The sequence below is a fragment of the Aurantimicrobium sp. MWH-Uga1 genome, assembly GCF_003325955.1.
Taxonomy (GTDB): Bacteria; Actinomycetota; Actinomycetes; order Actinomycetales; family Microbacteriaceae; genus Aurantimicrobium.
Genome location: NZ_CP030929.1, coordinates 1,562,980 through 1,585,111 on the forward strand (window position 1 = coordinate 1,562,980; position 22,132 = coordinate 1,585,111).

At 52.4% G+C, this 22,132-nt stretch carries 21 protein-coding genes; 5 read left to right on the plus strand and 16 right to left on the minus strand.

The annotated features are described in order from the left end of the window. Nucleotides 1-3 precede the first annotated feature (3 nt). Complete coding sequence (locus AURUGA1_RS07765; RefSeq protein WP_114129613.1) at nt 4-606, minus strand: hypothetical protein; 603 nt, start codon at nt 604-606, stop codon at nt 4-6. An 84-nt stretch (nt 607-690) separates the two neighbouring features. Beyond that, nucleotides 691-1,524, minus strand: a complete 834-nt coding sequence (locus tag AURUGA1_RS07770) for an SDR family NAD(P)-dependent oxidoreductase (RefSeq protein WP_114129614.1) — start codon at nt 1,522-1,524, stop codon at nt 691-693. A gap of 127 nt (nt 1,525-1,651) precedes the next feature. Between AURUGA1_RS07770 and AURUGA1_RS07775 the strand changes: the two genes are divergently transcribed. From AURUGA1_RS07775 to AURUGA1_RS07785, 3 genes are read left to right on the plus strand one after another with little or no spacing between them, the layout of a single operon-like run. Beyond that, nucleotides 1,652-3,010, plus strand: a complete 1,359-nt coding sequence (locus AURUGA1_RS07775) for a DUF6421 family protein (protein ID WP_114129615.1) — start codon at nt 1,652-1,654, stop codon at nt 3,008-3,010. Between the two features lie 33 nt (nt 3,011-3,043). After that, nucleotides 3,044-4,096 (plus strand): low specificity L-threonine aldolase, encoded by a 1,053-nt coding sequence (locus tag AURUGA1_RS07780; RefSeq protein WP_114129616.1) that lies wholly within the window; start codon nt 3,044-3,046, stop codon nt 4,094-4,096. Beyond that, on the plus strand, nt 4,096-4,461 hold the full coding sequence (locus tag AURUGA1_RS07785; protein ID WP_114129617.1) for a hypothetical protein: 366 nt from the start codon (nt 4,096-4,098) through the stop codon (nt 4,459-4,461). Before AURUGA1_RS07780 ends, AURUGA1_RS07785 begins: the two co-directional genes overlap by 1 nt. 53 nt (nt 4,462-4,514) lie before the next feature. Here AURUGA1_RS07785 and AURUGA1_RS07790 read toward each other — a convergent pair whose 3' ends face one another. After that, entirely contained in the window at nt 4,515-5,096 is a 582-nt protein-coding gene (locus AURUGA1_RS07790; RefSeq protein WP_114129618.1) for a nitroreductase family protein, read from the minus strand. 105 nt (nt 5,097-5,201) lie between these two features. Between AURUGA1_RS07790 and AURUGA1_RS07795 the strand changes: the two genes are divergently transcribed. Continuing rightward, the gene (locus tag AURUGA1_RS07795; RefSeq protein ID WP_114129619.1) at nt 5,202-5,930 is read left to right on the plus strand and encodes an SDR family NAD(P)-dependent oxidoreductase; all 729 of its coding nucleotides are present in this window, start codon (nt 5,202-5,204) and stop codon (nt 5,928-5,930) included. Between the two features lie 2 nt (nt 5,931-5,932). Here AURUGA1_RS07795 and AURUGA1_RS07800 read toward each other — a convergent pair whose 3' ends face one another. The 9 genes from AURUGA1_RS07800 to dnaK all read right to left on the minus strand — a co-directional run bounded on the left by AURUGA1_RS07800 (nt 5,933) and on the right by dnaK (nt 17,899). Next, on the minus strand, nt 5,933-8,131 hold the full coding sequence (locus tag AURUGA1_RS07800) for an ATP-dependent Clp protease ATP-binding subunit (RefSeq protein WP_114129620.1): 2,199 nt from the start codon (nt 8,129-8,131) through the stop codon (nt 5,933-5,935). Nucleotides 8,132-8,294: 163 nt separating this feature from the next. Next, complete coding sequence (locus tag AURUGA1_RS07805) at nt 8,295-11,903, minus strand: carboxypeptidase-like regulatory domain-containing protein (protein ID WP_114129621.1); 3,609 nt, start codon at nt 11,901-11,903, stop codon at nt 8,295-8,297. 117 nt (nt 11,904-12,020) lie between these two features. Beyond that, nucleotides 12,021-13,181 carry a class I SAM-dependent methyltransferase gene (locus AURUGA1_RS07810; protein WP_114129622.1) on the minus strand — a complete coding sequence of 387 codons (1,161 nt, stop codon included), beginning with the start codon at nt 13,179-13,181 and terminating at the stop codon, nt 12,021-12,023. Between the two features lie 9 nt (nt 13,182-13,190). Beyond that, nucleotides 13,191-13,562, minus strand: coding sequence for a nuclear transport factor 2 family protein (locus tag AURUGA1_RS07815; RefSeq protein ID WP_114129623.1), 372 nt, complete (start codon nt 13,560-13,562; stop codon nt 13,191-13,193). Nucleotides 13,563-13,590: 28 nt separating this feature from the next. Continuing rightward, nucleotides 13,591-13,833, minus strand: coding sequence for a hypothetical protein (locus tag AURUGA1_RS07820; protein ID WP_371412360.1), 243 nt, complete (start codon nt 13,831-13,833; stop codon nt 13,591-13,593). A gap of 112 nt (nt 13,834-13,945) precedes the next feature. Beyond that, on the minus strand, nt 13,946-14,362 hold the full coding sequence (locus AURUGA1_RS07825) for a heat shock protein transcriptional repressor HspR (RefSeq protein ID WP_096382989.1): 417 nt from the start codon (nt 14,360-14,362) through the stop codon (nt 13,946-13,948). 29 nt (nt 14,363-14,391) lie between these two features. Then, nucleotides 14,392-15,369 carry a DnaJ C-terminal domain-containing protein gene (locus tag AURUGA1_RS07830; protein WP_114129625.1) on the minus strand — a complete coding sequence of 326 codons (978 nt, stop codon included), beginning with the start codon at nt 15,367-15,369 and terminating at the stop codon, nt 14,392-14,394. A gap of 32 nt (nt 15,370-15,401) precedes the next feature. Next, nucleotides 15,402-16,025: a nucleotide exchange factor GrpE gene (locus AURUGA1_RS07835; RefSeq protein WP_114129626.1), complete on the minus strand. Its 624-nt coding sequence runs from the start codon at nt 16,023-16,025 to the stop codon at nt 15,402-15,404. Nucleotides 16,026-16,027: 2 nt separating this feature from the next. Next, nucleotides 16,028-17,899, minus strand: coding sequence for a molecular chaperone DnaK (gene dnaK / locus AURUGA1_RS07840; RefSeq protein WP_114129627.1), 1,872 nt, complete (start codon nt 17,897-17,899; stop codon nt 16,028-16,030). Nucleotides 17,900-18,129: 230 nt separating this feature from the next. Here dnaK and AURUGA1_RS07845 point away from each other — a divergent pair, with 230 nt between their 5' ends. Beyond that, nucleotides 18,130-19,506 (plus strand): MFS transporter, encoded by a 1,377-nt coding sequence (locus tag AURUGA1_RS07845; protein ID WP_240187364.1) that lies wholly within the window; start codon nt 18,130-18,132, stop codon nt 19,504-19,506. Here AURUGA1_RS07845 and AURUGA1_RS07850 read toward each other — a convergent pair. The 4 genes from AURUGA1_RS07850 to AURUGA1_RS07865 are packed head-to-tail and all read right to left on the minus strand — an operon-like array spanning nt 19,503 to nt 22,130. After that, nucleotides 19,503-20,594, minus strand: a complete 1,092-nt coding sequence (locus AURUGA1_RS07850; protein WP_114129629.1) for an NADH:flavin oxidoreductase/NADH oxidase — start codon at nt 20,592-20,594, stop codon at nt 19,503-19,505. The genes AURUGA1_RS07845 and AURUGA1_RS07850 overlap by 4 nt on opposite strands. 23 nt (nt 20,595-20,617) lie before the next feature. After that, nucleotides 20,618-21,502, minus strand: a complete 885-nt coding sequence (locus AURUGA1_RS07855) for a prenyltransferase (protein WP_114129630.1) — start codon at nt 21,500-21,502, stop codon at nt 20,618-20,620. Beyond that, on the minus strand, nt 21,499-21,822 hold the full coding sequence (locus AURUGA1_RS07860; protein ID WP_114129631.1) for a lycopene cyclase domain-containing protein: 324 nt from the start codon (nt 21,820-21,822) through the stop codon (nt 21,499-21,501). The genes AURUGA1_RS07855 and AURUGA1_RS07860 overlap by 4 nt, the downstream gene beginning before the upstream one ends. Next, entirely contained in the window at nt 21,819-22,130 is a 312-nt protein-coding gene (locus tag AURUGA1_RS07865; RefSeq protein ID WP_114129632.1) for a lycopene cyclase domain-containing protein, read from the minus strand. The genes AURUGA1_RS07860 and AURUGA1_RS07865 overlap by 4 nt, the downstream gene beginning before the upstream one ends. Between the last annotated feature and the right edge of the window lie 2 nt (nt 22,131-22,132).

The window sequence follows — 22,132 nt, forward strand, 5'->3', positions numbered from 1 at the left end:
CGGCTAATACTCCGGAGTTTGCTCTTCGATGAGCTTCGCTAAATCTAGATTGATGAACTGGCGGAGCCGATCAGATCGCTCCTGCTCATAGTTCTCATCGCCAAACTCACTCACCTCTTTGCGGTCGAGATTGCGCTCCATCTCGCGGGACAGTTCTGCCCAGGCAAGACCATGGGCCTCCGTGATGAGTACACGAAGCCATTGTTCATCCTGAAGCTTGTCTTTTAGTCGTTGTGCAACTTGCTCAAGTGAGCCCAATCGAATGGTGAGATTGTTCACGTCACCACGACGGTAATCATTGCGCGACAGTGCTTCACCGCGAAGTTTGCGTGCACGCTTGAGATCCGCAGAAACAATGGATGCAGTTTCGAGAGACTCCACCGCGAGGGTCGTGATCACTTCACGTGCCGGGGCAAGATAAATGCTCGCGTCAAAGGCATCCGGCTGAGTGATGGCTTGAACAAGAATCTTGTTTTTGATTGCCATAATGGCGCCCAATCGAGCCATGGCAAATCCATCGTCGGCTGAAGTGTTGATGCTTTCGAGAATCTCCGGGGAAGGCTCACCAATGGATGCGTCCTTGCGCCACAAGCGCCAGCCAGCCATGCGTTTCTCCCGAGGTTCCTTACTCTAAGGATACCCAGCGAAAGTTCAGAGAATTCTGAGCAAACAGGTTAGTTTTCCCTCTGTTTACTTTCTTCCCGTGAATTTATCCATGGTGTTGTAGACACCAAAGATGTTGTCTGCGATGGCATCAAACCACCTCTGCGGAAGAATTCCCTTGAGGACTTTAGAGAGGTGAACCGTCCAGGGCAACATCAACATGGGTTTACCCGCGAGCATGGCTTTCCAGACTTTGTTCACCACATAGTCCGGCTGCATGATGGGAGTCATCAACGGGCCCTTGACTCCTCCGAACATACCGGTGGCGATATAGCTCGGGCAGACCGTCGTGACTTTGACATTGTCAATGTGTTGTTGTTTGAGCTCGAGTCGAACGGAGTCACTCCAGCCAATCAATGCCCACTTGCTTGATGCATACACACTCATCTTCGGATTGGAAAGTGTGCCGGCGGCGGAGGCAATGTTCACAATTCTGGAGGGGCGCTTTCCTTTCATCATTCCTGTCAGGAATTCGTGAGTGATAAACATCGGCGCCAGTGCGTTAATCTTCATAATGAACTCAGTGTCACGTTCGTTTTCGTGCTCCCAGAAGTAGGTGCCACGCACAACACCCGCATTGTTGATGATCACATCAACACCACCGTGATTGGCAATCACATTTGCTGCAGCTTTTTCAATTGCGGTGCGCTCACCAATATCGACGAGCATTGGCACGATTTCTTGGCGGTTATCCGCGTGCACGCGCAAAGCCTTGGTGGTGTCGGCTAATGCTTCTTTGCTGATATCCCAGAGGATGACGGTCTCCGCGCCTTCGGCTACTGCTCGCTCGGCATAGAGACGCCCCATTCCCATGGCGGCTCCGGTAATGAGAATTCTGCTTCCAGCAACATTGAAGGTCATGGTTAAACTCTACACACACAAGTATTTTGCGCTTGAGCGCTAATTTAGTGCGTATACTAAGCAAAACTTGCTGTTTTCACGCAATATTTCGCTGAAACGTGCGCACATTCTCCGTTACCGTTGATGTATGACACAACTACTCGACATCACAGCCGCAGCAGATATCACCGAAACCACTCCTGCATGGGTTGCTCTTAAAAAAGCAGCCACCGCCATTCAGGCGCTGCAGGTGAAGGATGGTTCTATTCCTGATGCTGCCAACCATGCTGCCGCTCGCGAACTTGTTGCTGTGATTGTGGAGTCCATCGAAGAATTGGCTCCCTCCTTCCCGCACGACGCTTCCTACCTCGAGGCCGTCGTTGCTGACTTTGGTCGCTGGGTTGATGGCGGCTTTGCCGAACCAGACTTCCTTGCATCGATCCTCGAGTTTGCACCTGCTGCGCACCGCGTCAATGGTGTTCGTCACCTCGTTGTCTTTCCGATGTACACACAGAACGGAAGCACCAATCGTTTCGTGGAGGCAGTCCTGGTCGAAGTAATGTGGCCAGACTTCATCGCTGAGCTCGAAGCGGGCGACTACGGCAACAAGTTGTTTGTTCCCCTGCGCTTTATCGACTTCACCCCTGGATATGACACCAACTCTGCTGTGCTCTTCCCCGAGACGGTAGGTATGCGTGAAGTTCCCGCGTTCACATGGGGAGCTATCTTCCAGGACCGCGAAGCAGCACGCTTCGCGGTTGTGACAGAAGCTGCGGCTGAGATCACCGGGCTAGAACTTCCCGCAGACGCAGCTGAGTTGCTGACCAACCAGAAGCTCTCTGAAGAAACCTTCATCATGTGGGACTTGATCCACGACCGTACCCACATGAGTGGTGACCTCCCCTTCGACCCCTTCATGATTAAGCAGCGCATGCCCTTCTTCCTCTACGGACTTGAAGAACTACGTTGTGACCTCACCGCATTCCGCGAATGCGTGAAGATTGAACGCGGTGGATCGGCAGACCCCGAGACTCGTCACCACGCACGTCTCGTTCAGTACGCTGTGGTCTTCGACCGCATCTTCCGTTTCGCTATGACCGGAACCCGCAATCGTAACTATGACGCGGTTGCAGGTCAGCTCATGTTTGCCTGGATGCACCAGCACGGCGTATTGCACTGGACCAACAACAAGCTCTCCATCGACTGGGCCGCTCTTCCAGATGTCGTTGTTGAACTCGGTGACGCAATCGATGAGCTCTATTGGCGCTCCATCGACCGTCCCAAGATTGCTCACTGGCTTGCAGCTTATGAACTGGTTGCCAGCACTCTCACCCCACACCCTGCTTCCACCTGGGCTAAGGGTGCAGATGCTCTTCCTGTTGCCGGAGAACCTGGCGAGCTCACCGACCAGCTTTTGGACGACGAGTTCCCCCTGTCCATGTTCTATGAGGCACTGCAGCGCAAGATTGCTCCGGTGATTGAGTCCACCAAGGGAATCCGCGCTTAGGCGCGGACCCTCCCACGGCGTAGGCTCAAGGGTATGCAGCGAGTACACGATGCCGCTTGGCGCGGCTTTGCCTCAGATAACTATGCCGGTGTTCACCCTCGGGTTCTCGAAGCTCTCTCAGCGGTGAACGGTGGGCATCAGATCGCCTATGGCGAGGATGTCTACACTGAACACCTGCACCAGGTCATGACGACCCATTTTGGAATGGGCATTGAAGTATTCCCGGTATTTAACGGAACCGGTGCAAACGTGATGAGTTTGCAGTCGTTGCTGCCTCGCTGGGGTGGAGTGATCTGTGCTCAAACTGCACACGTGAACAATGACGAATCCAATGCCCCTGAAGCTGTGGGTGGAATCAAGTTGCTCACGGTGGAAACGCCCGACGGCAAACTCACCCCTGAGCTCATTGACCAACAGGCACACGGTCGTGGAGATGAACACCGTGCCCAGCCATTGGCTGTGACCATTACCCAGTCGACTGAACTGGGAACGGTGTACACCCCCGAAGAAGTCAAAGCAATTGCTGAGCACACCCACTCTTTGGGGATGAAACTGCACATGGATGGAGCTCGGATCTCTAACGCAGCTGCCTCCCTCGGTGTTCCTTTCCGTGCATTCACTCGTGATGCTGGAGTAGACATTCTCAGTTTTGGTGGAACTAAGAACGGCCTCATGGGTGCCGAAGCAATCGTTGTGCTCAACACCGATGCCGTGGATGGGCTGATCTATTCCCGAAAGATGAATATGCAACTGGCATCCAAGATGCGCTTCACCTCCGCACAGCTCATCGCATTACTCGAGGGTGAGCTCTGGCACCACCTTGCTAACCATGCCAACCAGATGGCTCAGCGTTTGCGCTCAGCTCTAGAGGGCACCCCCGGCATTACTTTCACACAGCAGACCCAAGCAAATGGTGTCTTTGTCATTTTGCCTCCAGGCGTAGCGGACGAACTACGCAAGGAATTCCGCTTCTATGACTGGAATCCTGCAACCGGTGAAGTTCGTTGGATGTGTGCGTGGGACACCACCGAAGATGACATTGACTATTTTGCTGACGCAGTAAAGAAAGCGCTCGAAAGCAAGTAATGCCCGTCGTCACTCTCACCAATTCCACTCTTCATGTTGAGATGTCATTTTGGGAACGTGTTGGTTCGCTCTCTTCCAACATTTCAATTCCTTTGACGTCGGTGGTGCACGCAACCGATGACCCCACTTTCATCCGTCACGGTCTTGGCTTCCGGGTCGGTGGAACCGGAATGCCTGGTTTCATTGCCGAAGGTCACTTCCGAAAGAACGGAAACCGCATTTTTGCTAACTGGCGCCGGGGGGAACAAGTGATTGTCATTGAGCTCCAAGGGCAGAAGTGGGACAAACTTGCCATTGGGTGCACTGATGCCAAAGCCCTAGCAACCGAGATCAACACTGCTATTGCCGGTCTCGCCAACAACTAGATCCAGACATGAAGAAAGCCCCCGATTTTTCGGGGGCTTTCTTTCTTGAAGGCTTAATCTTCAAATGCGTCGTAACGAACAATCTCTGCAAGTTCGTGACGGACACGTGGTGCCTTTTCGCGCTCGGCAAGAGGTTCTGGAAGTAGGTCTGCTGGAGCGAGCTTGCCCACAGCAATTGCGACAAATGCCTCAAAGCCGGCAGGGAGATTGAAGATCTCCTTGAGCGCCTTCACATCTGTTCCGGCAACCTGGTGAACATAAAGTCCATCGGTTTGTGCCTGAATCGAGAAGTGAGCAACAGACTGACCCAGGTCATAGATTGCATAGGGGTTGGGGGTTCCATCAGCGCCTGCAGTCTGAGCAATCGCAACCACGATGGCAGAAGCATTCGGCATCCACGCAGTGTTCCAACCTGCGAGGGTGGGAACAATCTTGTTGAACGTGTCATCTCCACGGAATCCAACAATGAAACGCCAGGGCTGACTGTTGTTAGCTGAAGGAGACCAGCGAGCTGCTTCGAATGCGGGGGTGAGATCTGCTGGAGTCAGCACTGCGGTGGTGTCGTAAGAACGAGGACTCCAACGGGCTGCAAGTACGGGGTTAATGGGAACACTGGTGTGCGCGGTGCGAGACATTTTCATCCTTGTATCGAAAGTAAACATAGGTATTCCGTAGCGAAGCACGGGCATCCATGAGAGATAACTCCTCCGGACTCAATCTATTCCCGAAATAATAGAAAAATGTCTCACTCTGTCGTATTGGTCACCGGCGCTGCCGGTGGTGTTGGTTCTGCCGTCCGCGCACGTTTTGAAGAAGGCGGATGGCAGGTTGTTGGAGTTGATGTGCGGGAAGGTCCTGGCGTTGACATTATTGCCGACCTGAGAACGGCAGCAGCCTGTCACCAAGCCGTGCGCGAGGCCATCTCTCTTCACGGTCGTCTCGATGGTGTTGTCCTTGCTGCCGGACTGTGGACGGAAGGTCCCACGAGTGACACTTCTGAGGAAGAGTTTGACCTCGTTTTCGACGTGAACGTCAAAGGCAGTTACTTTGTCCTCTCAGCCGCCCTACCTGAACTAGCAAAAACCTCAGGTTTCGTGACCGCACTATCCAGTGACGCCGGTATTCAAGGAAATGCCGGCGCTGCGGTTTATTCCGCAAGCAAGGGAGCCATCAGCAACCTCGTGCGAGCGGTCGCTCGCGAGGTTGCGCCTCAAGGAATTCGTGTGAATGCCGTCTGCCCAGGAGATATCGATACTCCGATGCTTGCGGGACAAGCAGCAAATTTTGGTGGAGGTAACCCCGAGCAATACTTAGCAGACTTGCTCTCTGCTTATCCTCAAGGCGAGCGTGCTCGTTTTGTTCAGCCTGCTGAGGTTGCAGGGTTAATTTGGTTTCTGGCACAAAAAGAGGCCGAAGCCATTACCGGGGCAAACCTCAGTATTGACTTCGGCCTCTCAGCCGGAATCTAGCTCTAGCTTTCGTCTTCCATTAATTCAGCCTCGATGAAGGGGTCTTCGTCCCCTGCGTCGAAGACAGGATGAATCTTGTCTGAGCTCACGGTGAGGTGATCACCGTCGAGGTCAACGCGAACGAGGTCACCATCACGCACAGCTCCTGCAAGGATTGCTGTTGCCAGACGATCATCGATTTCGTGTTGCATGAGGCGTCGCAATGGGCGAGCTCCATAAATGGGGTCGTAACCACGCTCTGCCAACCAGGTTCGAGCGGCTGGAGTGACGGCTAGTTCTAGTCGTCGCTCTGCCAAACGCTTCTGGAGACGGTCGATATAGAGCTCGACGATTTGTCCGAGGTCTTCTTGGCTCAGAGCCGAGAACACCACGATGTCATCCAAGCGGTTGACGAACTCAGGCTTGAATGCCTGACGCACGGTCTCGTTAACTGCGCGTTCCTTCTCGTCCCAGCTCAGGTCGGGATCAATCAAGAACTGTGAACCGAGGTTCGAGGTGAGAATCAGGATGACGTTACGGAAGTCCACCGTGCGGCCCTGACCGTCGGTCAGGCGGCCATCGTCGAGCACCTGAAGCAACACATCGAAGACTTCAGGGTGTGCCTTCTCAACTTCGTCGAGCAATACAACCGAGTAGGGGCGGCGGCGCACTGCCTCAGTGAGTTGTCCACCTGCCTCATATCCGATGTATCCAGGAGGAGCACCGACCAGACGGGAGACGGAGTGCTTCTCACCGTATTCGCTCATGTCGATACGGATCATGGCCTTTTCGTCATCAAAGAGATACTCGGCAAGTGCTTTAGCGAGCTCTGTCTTTCCGACACCTGTGGGCCCCAGGAACAGGAAGGATCCTGTTGGGCGATCGGGGTCAGAAATTCCAGCGCGCGAACGACGAACAGATTCGGAGACAGCTTGCACTGCCTTCTTCTGTCCAATGAGGCGCTTGCCAATTTCGTTTTCGAGGTTGAGCAGTTTTTCTGTCTCACCTTTGGTGAGACGATCAACAGGAATACCGGTCCATGCAGCAATTACTGACGCGATGTCTTCGCTGGTGACCTGATCGTTGACCATCCGCTCGGTGTCTGTTTGTTCTGCTGATTCAGCATCAGCTAACTCGCGTTCGAGTTGAGGAATCTCTGCATAAAGCAAACGGCTGGCTTGTTCGAGCTGACCTTCACGCTGTGCACGTTCTGCTTGAATACGAGCGGCATCAAGTTTTGTCTTGAGTTCACCAACACGGTTGAGCGCGCTGCGCTCTTGTTCCCACCGACGTTCAAGGTCTTCGAGACGAGCGTTACGTTCAGACATGTCTTCACGCAATTTTGCAAGACGTTCCTTGGAGGCGTCGTCCTTCTCTTTCTTGAGAGCTAGCTCTTCCAACTTGAGGCGGTCCACGCTGCGGCGCAGCTCATCGATCTCGACAGGAGCCGAGTCAATTTCCATACGCAGGCGGCTTGCCGCTTCATCGATGAGGTCAATGGCCTTGTCAGGAAGCTGCCGGCTGGTGATGTACCGGTTGGATAGTGCTGCGGCAGCAACGAGTGCGTTATCGGCGATAGCTACCTTGTGGTGTGCTTCGTAACGCTCTTTGAGACCACGAAGGATTGCCACTGTGTCTTCAACACTGGGCTCACCTACGAATACCTGCTGGAAACGACGTTCGAGGGCGGCGTCTTTTTCAATGAACTCACGGTACTCATCCAGAGTGGTGGCACCAATTAGGCGCAGCTCTCCACGAGCAAGCATGGGCTTGAGCATGTTGGCTGCTGCCACGGAGCCTTCGCCTCCGCCAGCACCCATCAGGGTGTGGAGTTCATCAATGAAGGTGATGATCTGGCCATCAGAGTCATTGATTTCTTTGAGGACCGCCTTGAGGCGTTCTTCGAATTCACCACGATACTTTGCACCGGCAATCAGGGCAGAGATATCGAGTGAGACAAGCTGTTTATCCTTCAGACTGTCGGCGACGTCTCCAGCGACAATACGCTGGGCGAGTCCTTCAACGACAGCGGTTTTTCCAACGCCTGGTTCACCGATCAGGACGGGGTTGTTTTTGGTTCGACGAGTAAGTACTTGGCTTACTCGACGGATTTCGGCATCACGGCCGATGACAGGGTCGAGCTTGCCGCTCTTTGCAATTTCGGTGAGGTTAACACCAAATTGTTCGAGCGCGCTCTTGTTTTCTTGCGGCTCTTGTTGCATGTTTTCTTTCTCCTTGTGTGGATTTCATCACTTAACAAAGTTGAGTGATGATGACTCAAGTTTACTCTTTTGGCCCTATTTTCTCTAGGCATGAAGCTGAAAGAAAGCTGAAAATCAATTCAGGCCCGACATTAGCCGGGCCTGAATTGAAAGGTGATTGAATCTAGCTCTTTCTTGATCGAATGAGCCAGACTCCACCCGCTAACCCTGCCGCTAGAAGTGCGGCAAGCCCACCAAATATCCATAGATTGGGCTGGTCAGTTTCTAATACTGCTGCCGACTCAGCTTCTTCTCCAGAAGTGCTCTTTGAAGTTGAAGACTTCTTGGGAGAGACAAGTACAGGGGAATCCAATCCAGGGGCAACAGTGCCGATGTTACTTAATGCACTCACAGATTTGCGAGCAAGGCCTCCAGTAGAGGACGTGCCTTGAACAGATGCCGCAACAGTGGTTCCTGTCCATCCGACTACCTTGTTGTCGATGTCTTGTACAACAATTCTGTGTTGACCAGCAGGAAGTGCTTCTGAAACGGTCGCTGTTACCGTTCCATCAGCCCCGACCTGAACCCAATCACCAAGTGATGTTGGGGTTGAATGTGCCCAAACTGAAACCCATTCGCCTGCCATGTCTTGACCTACGTCAACAGTTATTGTCTGGTTCGATTCAACTGTTGAAGGTGCTTCAATCATGTCCTGCGTGGAAGGTGTTAATTGGCTTGAATCCACCGAGCTCGGGTCGCCTGTTGGGACTTTATTCACTAATTCATTTTGTCCTATATGAATTCTGCGGCCAGCAGTAATTGTAAATACTTCGGCGTCCGAGAGGCTTGTACCGCCAACGTACTGAGTTTCAAATCCTCGAGTTGAGTTTGAAGGATCTGAGATTTTTAATTTGTATGAACCTGCTGGCAGGCCATTGATGCTGAACTCTCCATTTTGTCTTCCGGAAGTCCACTTCGATAGGAAACCCTGCGGCTGGTAGGTCCCAGCAACATTTTTATAGACAGTAATGGTCACGAACTTTCCTTGGGAGAGCGGAGCTGTTCCAGAAATTGTCTTTGACACGACAGTACCTGTGATTTGGCCACCATTAGCACTGACGGTGAAGTTCTTGCCGTCGACAGTCTGACCTGCCTGGACAAGAATTTCCGATGTCGGTAAATCTGTTCCAGAAGCAGAACTTGAGCTCCAGAATGCGCTAGCGAAATCAACAATCACCTTTTCACTGTTGTTCCAACAATTTTGCGAAACTCTCAAATAATAGTTTCCGTCTGGAACAGAAAGTGAGTAAGCACCACTACCTACGCCGTTAGAGCTTGTATATTGCGCTTGATCCGCAGATACAAGAGATCCTCGCGTGCCATCAACATTTTTTCTATAAGCAGAGACAACAGCACAAGGAACACTGTTGCCTGACTGATCCAACACCCTTCCCGTTATATATCCGAGGGGTCTTATGATCACGTCTTGGCTAACACTTGAGTTGGTAACTGTTACTTTTTGCTGGGTAGAGCCCAGGCCCTGAACCGACCCATTAATGAAATACGAGCCAGGTGAAAGGTTGACGAAATTGAATATCCCATTTTCATCGGAAATTACGCTCCCCGACCACTGGCCACGAGAGTCCTCCAGCCAGAGCCACTGATCTGATAGCAATCTTCCTGATGAGGTTTTGAGCGTGCCGGTAATTGAAGCATTTCCAGTAACTAATGGAGCTAATTTGGCTGCAAGATACGCTTGTTCACCCTCTAGTAGATCTACTTCACCTACTAATGGGCCACCCCCTCCGGAGCCCATCTCGGCATCCTCTTCTGGATTAGTCAATTTGATTTCGACGAATCCATCTTTTTCTGCCCAGATTGTGTATGTTCCCGCGGGAAGACTTCCAAAGGAAAACTCGCCTCTGGAATTGGTAACAACGGGTTCAATGTTGTAGCTCCAAGCGCCAGTCAAAGATGCACTCATTGACGCACCACTGATTGGTTCGTGAGTCACATTGTTCTTTAAGATTCCATAAATGCGCCCCGTGCCGGCAACAACTGATCTAAGTTCAATGTTCCTGACGACATTTGAACCCTGTACAGAAATGTCAGGTAATAAGGGTGACTCGTAGACTGTTGCCTGGTTTTGTGGGGGATTCACATTCACGATGTAATTGCCGTCTACAACTCCACCAACAGACCATGAACCGTTTGCAGATGAAGTTGCGGAATAGTACCTTCCAGAACCCCATATGTGAATCTGAGCCCCTTGCACAGGCGTATTGATTCGAGAGTCGATAACAGAACCGCTAATTGTTTTGTTTCCTATAGCCAGTGAGGTTAGAGAAAAGTTTTCAGTTGCGTTGCCTGAAATTACAACTCTTCTTGATTGATATTGATAATCAGAGCTATTTACATGAACCCAATAAGTACCGTTGGGGAGGTTGGAAAATGAATAATTTCCGGAACCATCTGCTGATGTTGAACGTGAAACGCCAGATGTAAAGTCACTCAGATTTACCCACGCTCCGCCGAGCGGAGCACTACCGTTTTGAGAAGTTACCTGTCCAGTTAGTGCGTTAGAGCCGGTAGGTACCGGAGTTAGGTAGATGTCCTTTGTTCTGGTTTGACCGGAAGAAATCACCAAATTTGAATAGCTATTTACAAAGAGATTTTGATACGTTTGTGAATCTGTTTTTGTTGCGCTGATACTGAACGAGCCCGCGTCAAGACCCGAAATTGAATACGTTCCATCATTTGCTGCAAGCGTAGAAAAACTCAGGCCATTAAGTGAGCCCGAAATTCTTGCACCCGGTACTACTGGGTTGTTAGAGGCTTCGGATCGAACGGTTCCAGTTACCGAGGCAGAACCAATTGCCATGGTGACATTAAGCGTATTTCCAGCAGGTGTGACAGACCTGTAAGAGGTTATTTCTGTAGTTCCAATAGTTTTTGACAAATTTAATTGAAAAGTGTTTGCGTTAATTCCATTTAGGAGATATTGGCCCTGACTATCTGTAGTAGAACTACACAGATTTCCAGAACATCCAGATCCTGTGATGGATACGGCAACGCCTGCGATAGGTGCTCCTGAGTTATCACGAACCACACCACCGAGTTGCGAGGTGGGATTTAGGGTTGCAGAGACTGAAGTGACCGCTGTTGAGCCAACTGTAACTTGAAGTGTAGATGAGGCAGAACTATCCGCTGAAAACACTACATTCCATGTGCCGGCGGGTAAATCTTCGATTGTTACATTTTCAGATGTGCCTGGGTTACTGATTGGTGAGACGCTTGAACCGTATGATCCCATTCCAACTGAATTTACTTGGGTACTTAGAGATTGTGTTCCAGCAGGAATTCCAGAAATACTTGCAGTGACCGTATAAACAGGCCTGAGTGTGATGCTTCTGGTTACTGTTTGATTATTTACGTCGATAGTTGATGGTGACCAGTTTACAGTTGTTGGTGCATATGTGTGATGTCCACCTGAAGAAACATAAGCTACTGGGTAGTAGGAGCCATCAGAGAGCCCAGTAAATACTGCAGAAGCAGTGCCACTTCCATCGGTAGTTACCGTTTGAAAAGACCCTCCAACATAGACGTCAACGTTACTGTTAGGAGGGCCAGAGTTTATGCTGACCGTAATTTGGCCAGAACCAGAAGCATATGCAGGCATGACTAGTTGCGGAGAAAGCAACATCGTAAATGCAATGAACATTACAAGCAGCTTAGGTAGAGCTAATCTGCCCGTAAAGAAACCGGCATCAATAGTTCGTGTTTGTGAATTCATTTATCCCCCAAAAGGGGTACAGCCCAATAAACAAAAGGGTTACAGGCCGATTCCCCCAACCTATATTCAGTACAACACATGGTACAAACTAAGTCAACCGGGCGGTAAAGCACTGATTTAGGGTTTGACTGATTTCGTCACCGTGAACTTTGGAGTCCTGCGAACCTCACGGGTTTCTCCCACTAGTTTTCGTAATGCGGGCTTGTAACTCAGGTGACGATTAGCTACGACCCACAGCTCCCCGCCTGGTTTGAGAACTCTTCCAGCCTCGGCAAAAAGCCTGAGGCTCGTGCCCGCATGAACGGCAGCACCGGAATGAAACGGTGGGTTGAACAAAATAAGGTCAGCTGAGCTGTCTTCTTGTGAAGACAGTCCATCATCTCGAACCACGGTGACTCGATCACTGAGGTTGTTTGCCGCCATGGTTGCTTTCGCGGATTCGACAGCGGCGGCCGACTGGTCGCTGGCAATCACTGTCGCTGTTGGTCGAAGCTTTGCTATCTGGGCTGCCAGAACACCTGTGCCACAACCAAAGTCAATGATGCGCATGCCCTGTCGACCCGAGACTCTATCCAACACGGCGAGCAGGTCATAGGTTCCGATGTCGATAGAGATTCCCGCAAAAGCACCGCCCTGAGCACACACCGTCAGATCAACATCCGCGTGGTATTCACTCTTAGGCCATGTAGTGAGGGCATCCAAGGCTGCTTGTTTCTTCGGCCCTCGGGCGCGAAGGACTCGTGACTTTTGTTCGGCAAGACTCGCTTCAACCTGAGTGAAAAACTTCCCCAAGGTCTCATTCATGCTCAGGGTCATGTGTTTGATGCGGCCACCGGCCAACACGAGAACATCGTCAGCGGCGTGGGTCGCAATGAGTGCCGCCCATTGCTCTAATTGCTCCAGCGAGCGCGGTAGACGCAACACAACAATTCGTGAGGAATCAACTAGTTCACTGCTTAGTGGAAGATTCTGAAAGGTCGACGAAGGCGGATAGAAATCAGAAAGTTGCTTCGCGTTATTCATCAGCGCTAGTTCACCTGACCGGGCATCTTGATGAACAAGTACCTCAGCAAACTCTGCCTCCGCTAAGGCGCCTAATGTCAATGCTCCGTGAGTGTCTCCGATGATGGATAGCGGGCCTGCAAGCAGGGTTGGATCAATCTCAACAGCGTGCTGAAGTTCAGTTAACAGGAGACGGTCGGCGGCATCAACGGCAACGAGTTCGGGGGACTCCAGATCAGGCCAACGCCTGAGGGATTCGAAAGGAAATGAACTCACCCTTTGAGACTATTCGGACTTGCCAACCTGCTTGTACAACTTGGAGATAACAAACCAGGAACCATCAACACGAAGCAGGCTGAGATAGTCCTGCATTACTCCGCCAAACATCTCGAGCTGGACTTTTGCGAGTGCAACTTCTGGTGAAATCTGGTCGACGAGGAGGACCTTGTCGCGACGGACATTACCTGAATCTTGTGGTGATGTACGAGCTTCCATTTGTTCGCGATAAATATCGCGAGGACGAATCACGATCTCATCGTTCTCTGACGAGTAGAGGTTGCTGTCTTTGTGAAAGACCTTGTCAAAGAGAGACATGTCTTGCGTGTGCATGAGCTCGAAGTAGTTATCGAGCAATGTTTGTATTCCTGCGTCAGTCATGACGTTGAGACTATTCGAAAAAGACGAATTAAGCCCGATCCTCAAGCTCGCGCTTCATCAGAAACTGAACATCACGATCCAAGTGGTCAATTCTGCTCGAAAGTAAATCAAATCGAGCATTCATTTCGCCCCGGAGAGATCCCAGTTCATTTCTGACAGACCCAATTTCTGCTCTCACAGTTCGGGATATTGACGTAGTTACAAAGCCAAGCATCCCAAAGAGTGCCGTGGCAAAAACACCAATGACAGTCCATACCTGGGGTTCGTTCAAAGTCAACACCTTTCTATTTTCCCCTGGTAAAGAAAGAATGCCAACAATCCCACTGAAGAATGAGCGAACTTCAGTGAAAGAGGATAAACAACTGGTGTGCCTGTGTGGGGGACTAGTTGCGTCCAAAAGGGCGCCACACAACTACATCTGTTCGGCGGCGAGCGCGTGTTCCAGCCCGCAGGCTTTCCACGTCACCTGCAGGTCCTGCGGCGAAGACGCGACGACCTGGCTGGTTGAGCAGAGCGTCAGCGAGGGCGGCTTCGAGTTCTCGGACCCTGGCACGAAGTGCGTCATTTTGATTCTCTAAATCAAGTACTCGGCGGATGCCCTCAAGGGAGAGACCTTCCGCGCTCAGCCTGGCAACTTCACGAAGCTGAGCTACATTTCGCATGGAGTAGCGGCGAGATTGTCCCGCTGTTCGGCCTGGCTGAACCAGGCCGATGCGGTCATACTGCCGAAGAGTCTGCGGGTGCATTCCCGCAAGCTCTGCAGCCATCGAGATAGTAAAGATGGGCTGGTTCTCGTCCATTCTTTTCCTTATCTCTTGAGAGGTGATTGTTAGCGCTTTGCTTCTGCAAGTAAGTCTGCGCGAGGGTTCTCACTTGGCGCAACAGATGCGAACTTTTCGAGGGCTTCTTTAGCAGCGTCGTCGAGGTGGCTCGGGACAGCAATTTGAACAACAGCAAGAAGGTCGCCGGTTCCCTTTGCTGTCTTGATGCCACGACCCTTAACGCGCAGCGAACGTCCGCTCGGGGTGCCCGGAGCAACTTTGAGTTTGACGGTTTCACCCTCAGGCGTGGGAACCTCAATGGTTGCCCCCAACGCTGCCTCCGTGAAGGTAACGGGAACATTCACTTTAATGTTGAGCCCGTCTCGCTCGAAGACAGGGTGCTTCTTCACCTTGACAGTGAGAACAATGTCTCCGGCTTCGCCGCCGTCAGGGCTGGGATAGCCCTTCCCGCGAAGACGGATCTTCTGCCCATCTGCAACACCAGCAGGGATCTTCACCTTGACGGTGCGGCCCTCACTGGTCTGCAAGCTCATGGTGTCGCCATGGAAGGCTTCAAAGAAGTCGATAGTGACAGAGGAGACAATGTCTTGTCCCTTCTGCGGGCCACCGAATCCACGGAAACCGCCGGAGGACTGACCGAATCGGCCACCTCCGCCACCAAACATTCCGCCGAAGATGTCTTCAAAGCCACCTCCTTGTTGGAAGGTGTACTGCTGGCCGCCACGGCCAAACCCACTGAAGGCATCTTCGAAACCACCTTGAGGTCCGCCGGCACTAAAGCGTGCTCCGGAACCCATGGCGCGAATCTGGTCATACTCCGCACGTTGCTCCTTATCAGAGAGCACCGAGTAAGCTTCAGAGATTTCCTTGAACTTTGCTTCTGCCTTGGCGTTTCCCTGATTGGAGTCAGGGTGATATTCGCGAGCGAGCTTGCGATAGACCTTCTTCAGTTCAGCTTCCGAAGCGTCTTTGGAGACGCCGAGGACTTTATAAAAGTCTTTATCGAACCAATCTTGACTGGCCATATGCGCCTCCTTTCTTTACGTCGTTTCGGATACTAGTTTGCAGGAACAGCAACAACAACCTTTGCTGCACGAACCTGCGTGGTGCCGATCATGTACCCGGTCTCCACAACGTCCAACACAGTCTCTGCTGTGACATCTGGTGAAGGCTGCTGCAGAATCGCTTCATGCAGGTTCGGGTCAAAAGGGTCACCAGCTGCACCATAGGCAACGAGACCTAGGCGCTCGGTTGCACCGCGCAGTTTGCCGGCGATGGCGGCGAGGGCAGAGCCCTCCGCCAGGTCGCCGTGCTTTTCTGCACGGTCGATGTCATCGAGAACAGGAAGAAGAATCTTCACGGTGTCTCCGATGATGCGCTCACGCTCAATCTCTCGGTTGGCTTCGGTGCGCTTACGGTAGTTGGCGTATTCAGCGGTTACGCGCTGAAGGTCAGCCAAACGCTCTGCCGCCAGATCACTTTCTGCCTGCTCGAGGAAAGAAAGGTCGGCATCTGTCAGCGAGGTTTCTAGGTCGGCGTCTTCAAAGGAAGCGTCTTCAGTAGGTCCGTCGTAGCCAGGGTCTTCAGCAAAGCCGGCGTTCTCGCCAACCTCACTGGCGTCCCCTGCGGAGGAGCCCCCGTTGAGGGGCTCCTCTACTGGGTTCTCGTTCTGGTCGGACATTCTTACTTAGCGTCTTTCTCAGACGATCCGTCAGCCTCGTCGTCTTCGACAACTTCAGCGTCGACAACATCTTCGTCAGAAGCAGCTTCGCCTTCAGGTGCACTTTCCGCAGATGCTTCTGCCTGGCCTGCAGCGTAGATTGCTTCACCGAGTTTGCCCTGGCTTTCGACGAGCTTGTCGTATGCAGTCTTCACGGCGGCATCGTCATCTCCAGCGAGAGCGGTCTTGAGTGCGTCAACATCGCCCTGAACTTCGTTCTTCACGTCTTCAGGAAGCTTGTCTTCGTTCTCTTTGATCAGCTTCTCGATGGAGTAGACCATCTGCTCAGCACCGTTGCGGGTCTCTGCAGACTCGCGACGTGCCTTGTCTTCAGCTGCGTGCTCTTCAGCTTCGCGCACCATGCGCTCGATGTCTTCCTTGGGAAGAGATGAGCCACCGGTGATGGTCATCGACTGCTCCTTACCGGTGCCCTTGTCCTTAGCGGACACGTGCACGATACCGTTTGCGTCGATGTCAAAGGTGACCTCTACCTGAGGAACTCCGCGAGGTGCTGGTGCGATACCGGTCAGCTCGAAGTTTCCGAGTGACTTGTTGTCACGAGTGAACTCACGCTCACCCTGGAACACCTGAATGGATACCGATGGCTGGTTGTCATCAGCTGTGGTGAAGGTTTCAGATCGCTTGGTGGGGATCGCAGTGTTGCGCTCAATCAACTTGGTCATGATTCCACCCTTGGTCTCGATACCGAGGCTGAGGGGGGTGACGTCGATGAGCAGAACGTCCTTGCGCTCTCCACGCAGAACACCTGCCTGTAGTGCTGCACCAACGGCAACAACTTCGTCAGGGTTCACGGTCTTGTTTGCTTCCTTGCCACCGGTGAGGCTCTTGACCAGTTCTGCTACTGCAGGCATACGGGTTGAACCACCAACGAGGACTACGTGAGCAATGTCGCTGACTTTGACGCCTGCTTCCTTGATGACATCCTCGAATGGTTTCTTGGTGCGAGCGATAAGGTCTTCGGTCATCGACTCGAACTGTGCACGAGTGAGGGTCTCATCGAGGTTGGCTGGGCCGTTCTCAGTCAGAGAGAGGTAGGGCAACTGAATGCTCGTGCTCATGGAGGAGCTGAGCTCCTTCTTGGCCTGCTCAGCAGCTTCCTTCAGACGCTGGAGTGCAATCTTGTCCTTGGACACGTCGACACCAGTGGTCTCCTTGAACTTCTTAATCAGGTGATCCACGATGCGCTGATCCCAGTCGTCACCACCGAGGCGGTTATCACCCGAGGTTGCACGAACCTGAATAGTTGAGAAGTCATCATCCTTACCCACTTCGAGCAGAGAAACGTCGAACGTTCCACCACCAAGGTCGAATACGAGGATGAGCTCGTCTTCCTTACCCTTGTCGAGTCCGTATGCCAACGCGGCAGCGGTGGGCTCGTTGATAATACGCAGAACGTTCAGACCTGCGATCTCACCCGCATCCTTGGTTGCCTGACGCTCAGCATCGTTGAAGTATGCGGGGACGGTGATCACTGCGTCGGTGACGGTGTCACCGAGGTAGGTCTCTGCGTCGCGCTTGAGCTTGCCCAAAATTCGGGCAGAGATTTCTTGTGGGGTGTACTTCTTTTCGTCAATAGATACGGTCCAGTCAGTACCGATGTGACGCTTGACGGAAGCAATAGTGCGGTCCACGTTGGTGACTGCCTGGCGTTTTGCTGGCTCTCCAACGAGTACTTCGCCATCCTTCGTGAAGGCGACTACCGAGGGGGTAGTGCGGAATCCTTCAGCGTTGGCGATAACGGTGGGTTCTCCACCTTCAAGTACGGAAACAACCGAGTTGGTGGTTCCGAGGTCAATGCCTACTGCACGTGACATATGTGTGTTCTCCTTCTTCATTCCAGTGTGAGCTGGAAATTCCTTGTGTTTATGCGGTTTTCACCGAAGCTTGTTCAAGACTTGAGTCGTGATATATCAAGTTTGCCACGGAGAGTGCCCGGCGTCAAGCACTCACAGCAAATCTTGAGCTTTCTCGACTCAAGTTTTTGTTTTGGGAGTGTTTACCCCAGGTTCTTCCTGAAGAGATGCGGGAGGGGTACCCTAAACACATGCCAAGCACCGGTGCTGTTGAACTCAAGATTCCTCGCAAACAAGTCATTTCCTGGGCTTTATGGGACTGGGGCACCTCCGCCTTCAGTGTGCTGATCACCACATTTGTCTTTGCGCGCTACATCGTCTCCAGCTACTTCATCGATCCTGAAATCGTCAAGGCTTATGAAGCAGCAGGCGGCGAAGGTGTTGCCACCGGCCCTGCTCTGGAGAACTTTCAAGCCGCCGAGGCCAACCTCACCAGCTGGGTGGGATGGGCGCTGGCAATCGGTGGAGTTGCGGTGGCGCTTGTTGCTCCAATTGTCGGTCAACGCACCGATGCCGGCGGTAAGCGCAAGCTGTGGCTGGGAATCAACACGGGTATTGTCATTGCGGCAACCTTTGGCATGTTCTTCGTAGAGGGCACCCCGCAATTCTTTGTCCTAGGTATTGTTCTGCTGACCGTAGGTAACGTGTTCTACGAAATGGCGAACGTGAACTACAACGCCATGCTGCTGCAGGTGTCCACACCAAAAACCATGGGTCGTGTCTCGGGCTTCGGCTGGGGAATGGGATATTTCGGTGGCATCTTTGTTCTCCTGATTGCTCTCATTGGTTTCGTGCTCGGGGACCCTCCCTATTGGTTTGGAATCACTACAGAGGCCGGCATGAACATTCGCGCCGTCACGGTATTGGCCGCGGTGTGGGCATTAGTTTTCTCACTTCCGGTTTTGTTCAACGTTCCAGAAAACACGGCAACTACTCCCGGTCACAAAGCGGGAATCATTGAGTCTTACAAAATTCTGTTCCGAAAAATTGCTGATCTGTATAAGAACACTCGTCCCACCTTCTACTTCCTTCTCGCCAGCGCCGTATTCAGAGATGGGCTTGCTGCCGTCTTTGCATTTGGCGGCATCCTGGCAGGAACGGTCTTTGGGCTCAGTTTCACCGAAGTGATTCTCTTTGCCATCGGCGGCAACCTCGTTGCCGGTATTGGTGTTCTTCTCTCCGGTTGGATCGATGACAAGATTGGCTCCAAACGTGTCATCGTGATTGCGCTTGCCGGCTTGGTTATTACAGGTATTGCACTGTTCTTCTTCCACGATGGCGGGGCAACCGCCTTCTGGATCGGCGGTCTGATGCTGACGTTCTTCGTGGGACCCGCACAAGCTTCAGCTCGTGCCTACCTTGGACACCTTGCACCAGAAGGCCAAGAAGGTGAAATCTTTGGTCTCTACGCCACAACAGGTCGTGCGGTGAGCTTCCTTGCTCCCACGCTCTTTGCACTGTTCGTCCTGCTCGGTGGTGCCACCTACTTCGGCATCCTCGGCATCGTGGTTGTGCTCCTAGCTGGACTGTTGCTCATGTTGCCCTTACGAGCAAAGTTCATTCGCTAACGCGAATAAGGAGCTCGCCCATACTGCTCAGGGGCATAGTCAATATCAACCCCGAGCTGCGCTGCCGCCCGGAGGGCAAAGTGGGGATCACGCAGGTGTTCCCGGCCAAGCATGACGGCGTCAGCACGACCTGAAGAAATAATGTCATTTGCTTGTTCAGGAGTGGTAATCATTCCTACGGCACTGGTGGGTAGGTGAGCATGTTCTTTCACATAGTGCGCAAGAGGCACCTGATATCCGGGGCCAACAGGAATGGTGGCACCAGCGACAAGTCCGCCGGTTGAAATATCAACGGTGTCTGCGCCCAAGTCTTTAACCCAGTCCGTGACGATGCTGGTCTCTTCTTCATTCCAACCACCCTCAACCCAGTCAGTTGCTGAGAATCGAACAAACAACACCGTCTCTTCGCCCACTTCTGCGCGCACTGCTCGAACAATTTCGAGCAGCAGTCGCGCACGGTTCTTCAACGGGCCACCGTAGTCATCCGTGCGCTCATTCGTGAGTGGGGAAAGGAATTCGTGAATGAGATATCCGTGTGCAGCATGAATCTCCAGAACCTGAAACCCCGCTTCCACAGCACGGCGAGCTGCTGCAGCAAAATCAGCCACAACCCGCGAGATCTGCTCCGATGTCATCGCTTGAGCTTGGGCGTACCCCTCAAATGCATTAGCTGAGGGACCTAAGGGAATCCAGCCCCCCTCTTCCACGGGTACTGTGCCATCAACCCCGGGATATCCCCAGCCGGGATAGGTGGAACCTTTGCGGCCTGCGTGTGCTAGCTGAATTCCAGGGACAACACCGTTTTCCTTCATGAAGGACACAATCGGCGTAAACGCTGTGACCTGCTCAACATTCCAAATACCTAGGTCGTGGAAAGAAATACGGCCTTCAGGGTTGACTGCCGTTGCTTCAACAATGATCAGCCCGGCGCCTCCGAGAGAAAGCGCTCCGTAGTGAGCGCGGTGGAAGTCTGTGGGTACACCGTCTTTGCCCAGCGCGCTGTACATACACATCGGTGGAACCCATATCCGATTGCGGATAGTGAGATTGCGAAGCGTAATCGGAGTGAACAAAAATGGTGTGGTCATAGCTCCACGCTACTCTTCTACAATCACGACCCCTGTTGCAGCGCAGTGATCAACAGCATGCAGATGACAAACCCGGCAAAGAAATTGATTCCTAAGAACTTCTTCCAGCCTCGGTTAGCCTGCTCACAGTCGGCATCCTTCAAGTTCCTAAATGGCCACACCATCACGACATAGGGAATGGCGGTCGCAGCCGCGACCCAGTAATACCACGAGGGCTGGGAGAAGAAAGCGCCTGAAATAATCAGGACTCCCGCCAGCGCATAACACCCCAGCGCAAACCGAGTCGTATTGGCCGCGCCAAAGACTGTTGCAATAGAGGAGAGCTGTGCTTCGCGATCAGCTTGAATGTCTTGAATAGCACCGAAAGCATGTGAGGCCATACCCCACAAAAAGAATGCATTCAGGATGAGCCACAGTGACGGGGTGAAAGCAACACCAGCCACAATCACGCCATACACGGCTGGGCTCACAAAGTGGGTCGCGCTCGTCATCGAATCCAGAACAGGAATCTCTTTGAAGCGCAAACCTTTAACGGAATATGCCACGACAGCAAACATGCTGATAGCCAGCGTGATGTTCGCTTCGAAGTTCCCAATCGACACAAGATAGATCAGAAAGGGGACGTTCGTGATGACAACAGCCCACAACGTCACCTTGTGAAGGCTGCGATCCAAAACGGCACCCTCAACCCCGCCCTTGCGAGGATTACGCAAGTCTGACTCATAATCAAAGACATCGTTGATGCCATACATCGCAAGGTTGTAAGGGATGAGAAAGAAAATTGTCCCCACGATCAACACAGTGTCAACGCGTCCAGTTGTGAAGAAGTAGGCAGCCGCAAAAGGGAAAGCCGTGTTTACCCAAGAAAGTGGTCGCGAGGAGACGAAGAGTTGTTTGAGGGTGTTCATCTCTTCTTTCCCGTTCCCAACAAAATCCACAGTGCCGGCAAGATCATGACCCCGGCGAGTGTGTAAGCGAAGTCTTCAATAGGAGCAATCCCTATGTAAGCCCCCAACAACGTGCTGGGATCATAGGCGACGAGGCCAACCCCAATAATGACGTTGTCGAAAATCGCAGTCGTGATGAGCATCACAGCCAAGGTGAGACCGAGGACCTTATAGAGCTTGCGTCCAACCTCAACCCCTCTGCGAGCGCTAACCACATAAGCAATCACCATGAACCACAAGGCAATGCCAAGAAAAACGGTGTTGAGCAGAGCGTATGTCACTTTTTCACCACCTTGCTGAAGGCGGAGAAGACGTTCATCGTCATGTAACACAGCAGTGTCAGGAAGAACACTTCTTCAAGAGGGAGCTCCGGAGCAAGCAGGATTCCTGTCATCCATGGTCCTTCACCGCGGAAGAAGACTCCTGCATCGATGCCGACAAGATCCCAGCTGAGGAAGAACACCAACCCGGTGGCCAGCACGACGGTTGCGCGGCGAGCATCGTTCCAAAAGAACAACGTGTGGCGTCTATCCAGCAAAATCATGCCGGTGATGGACACCAGCAATGCTGCGAGATAGAGAAAACCCATGA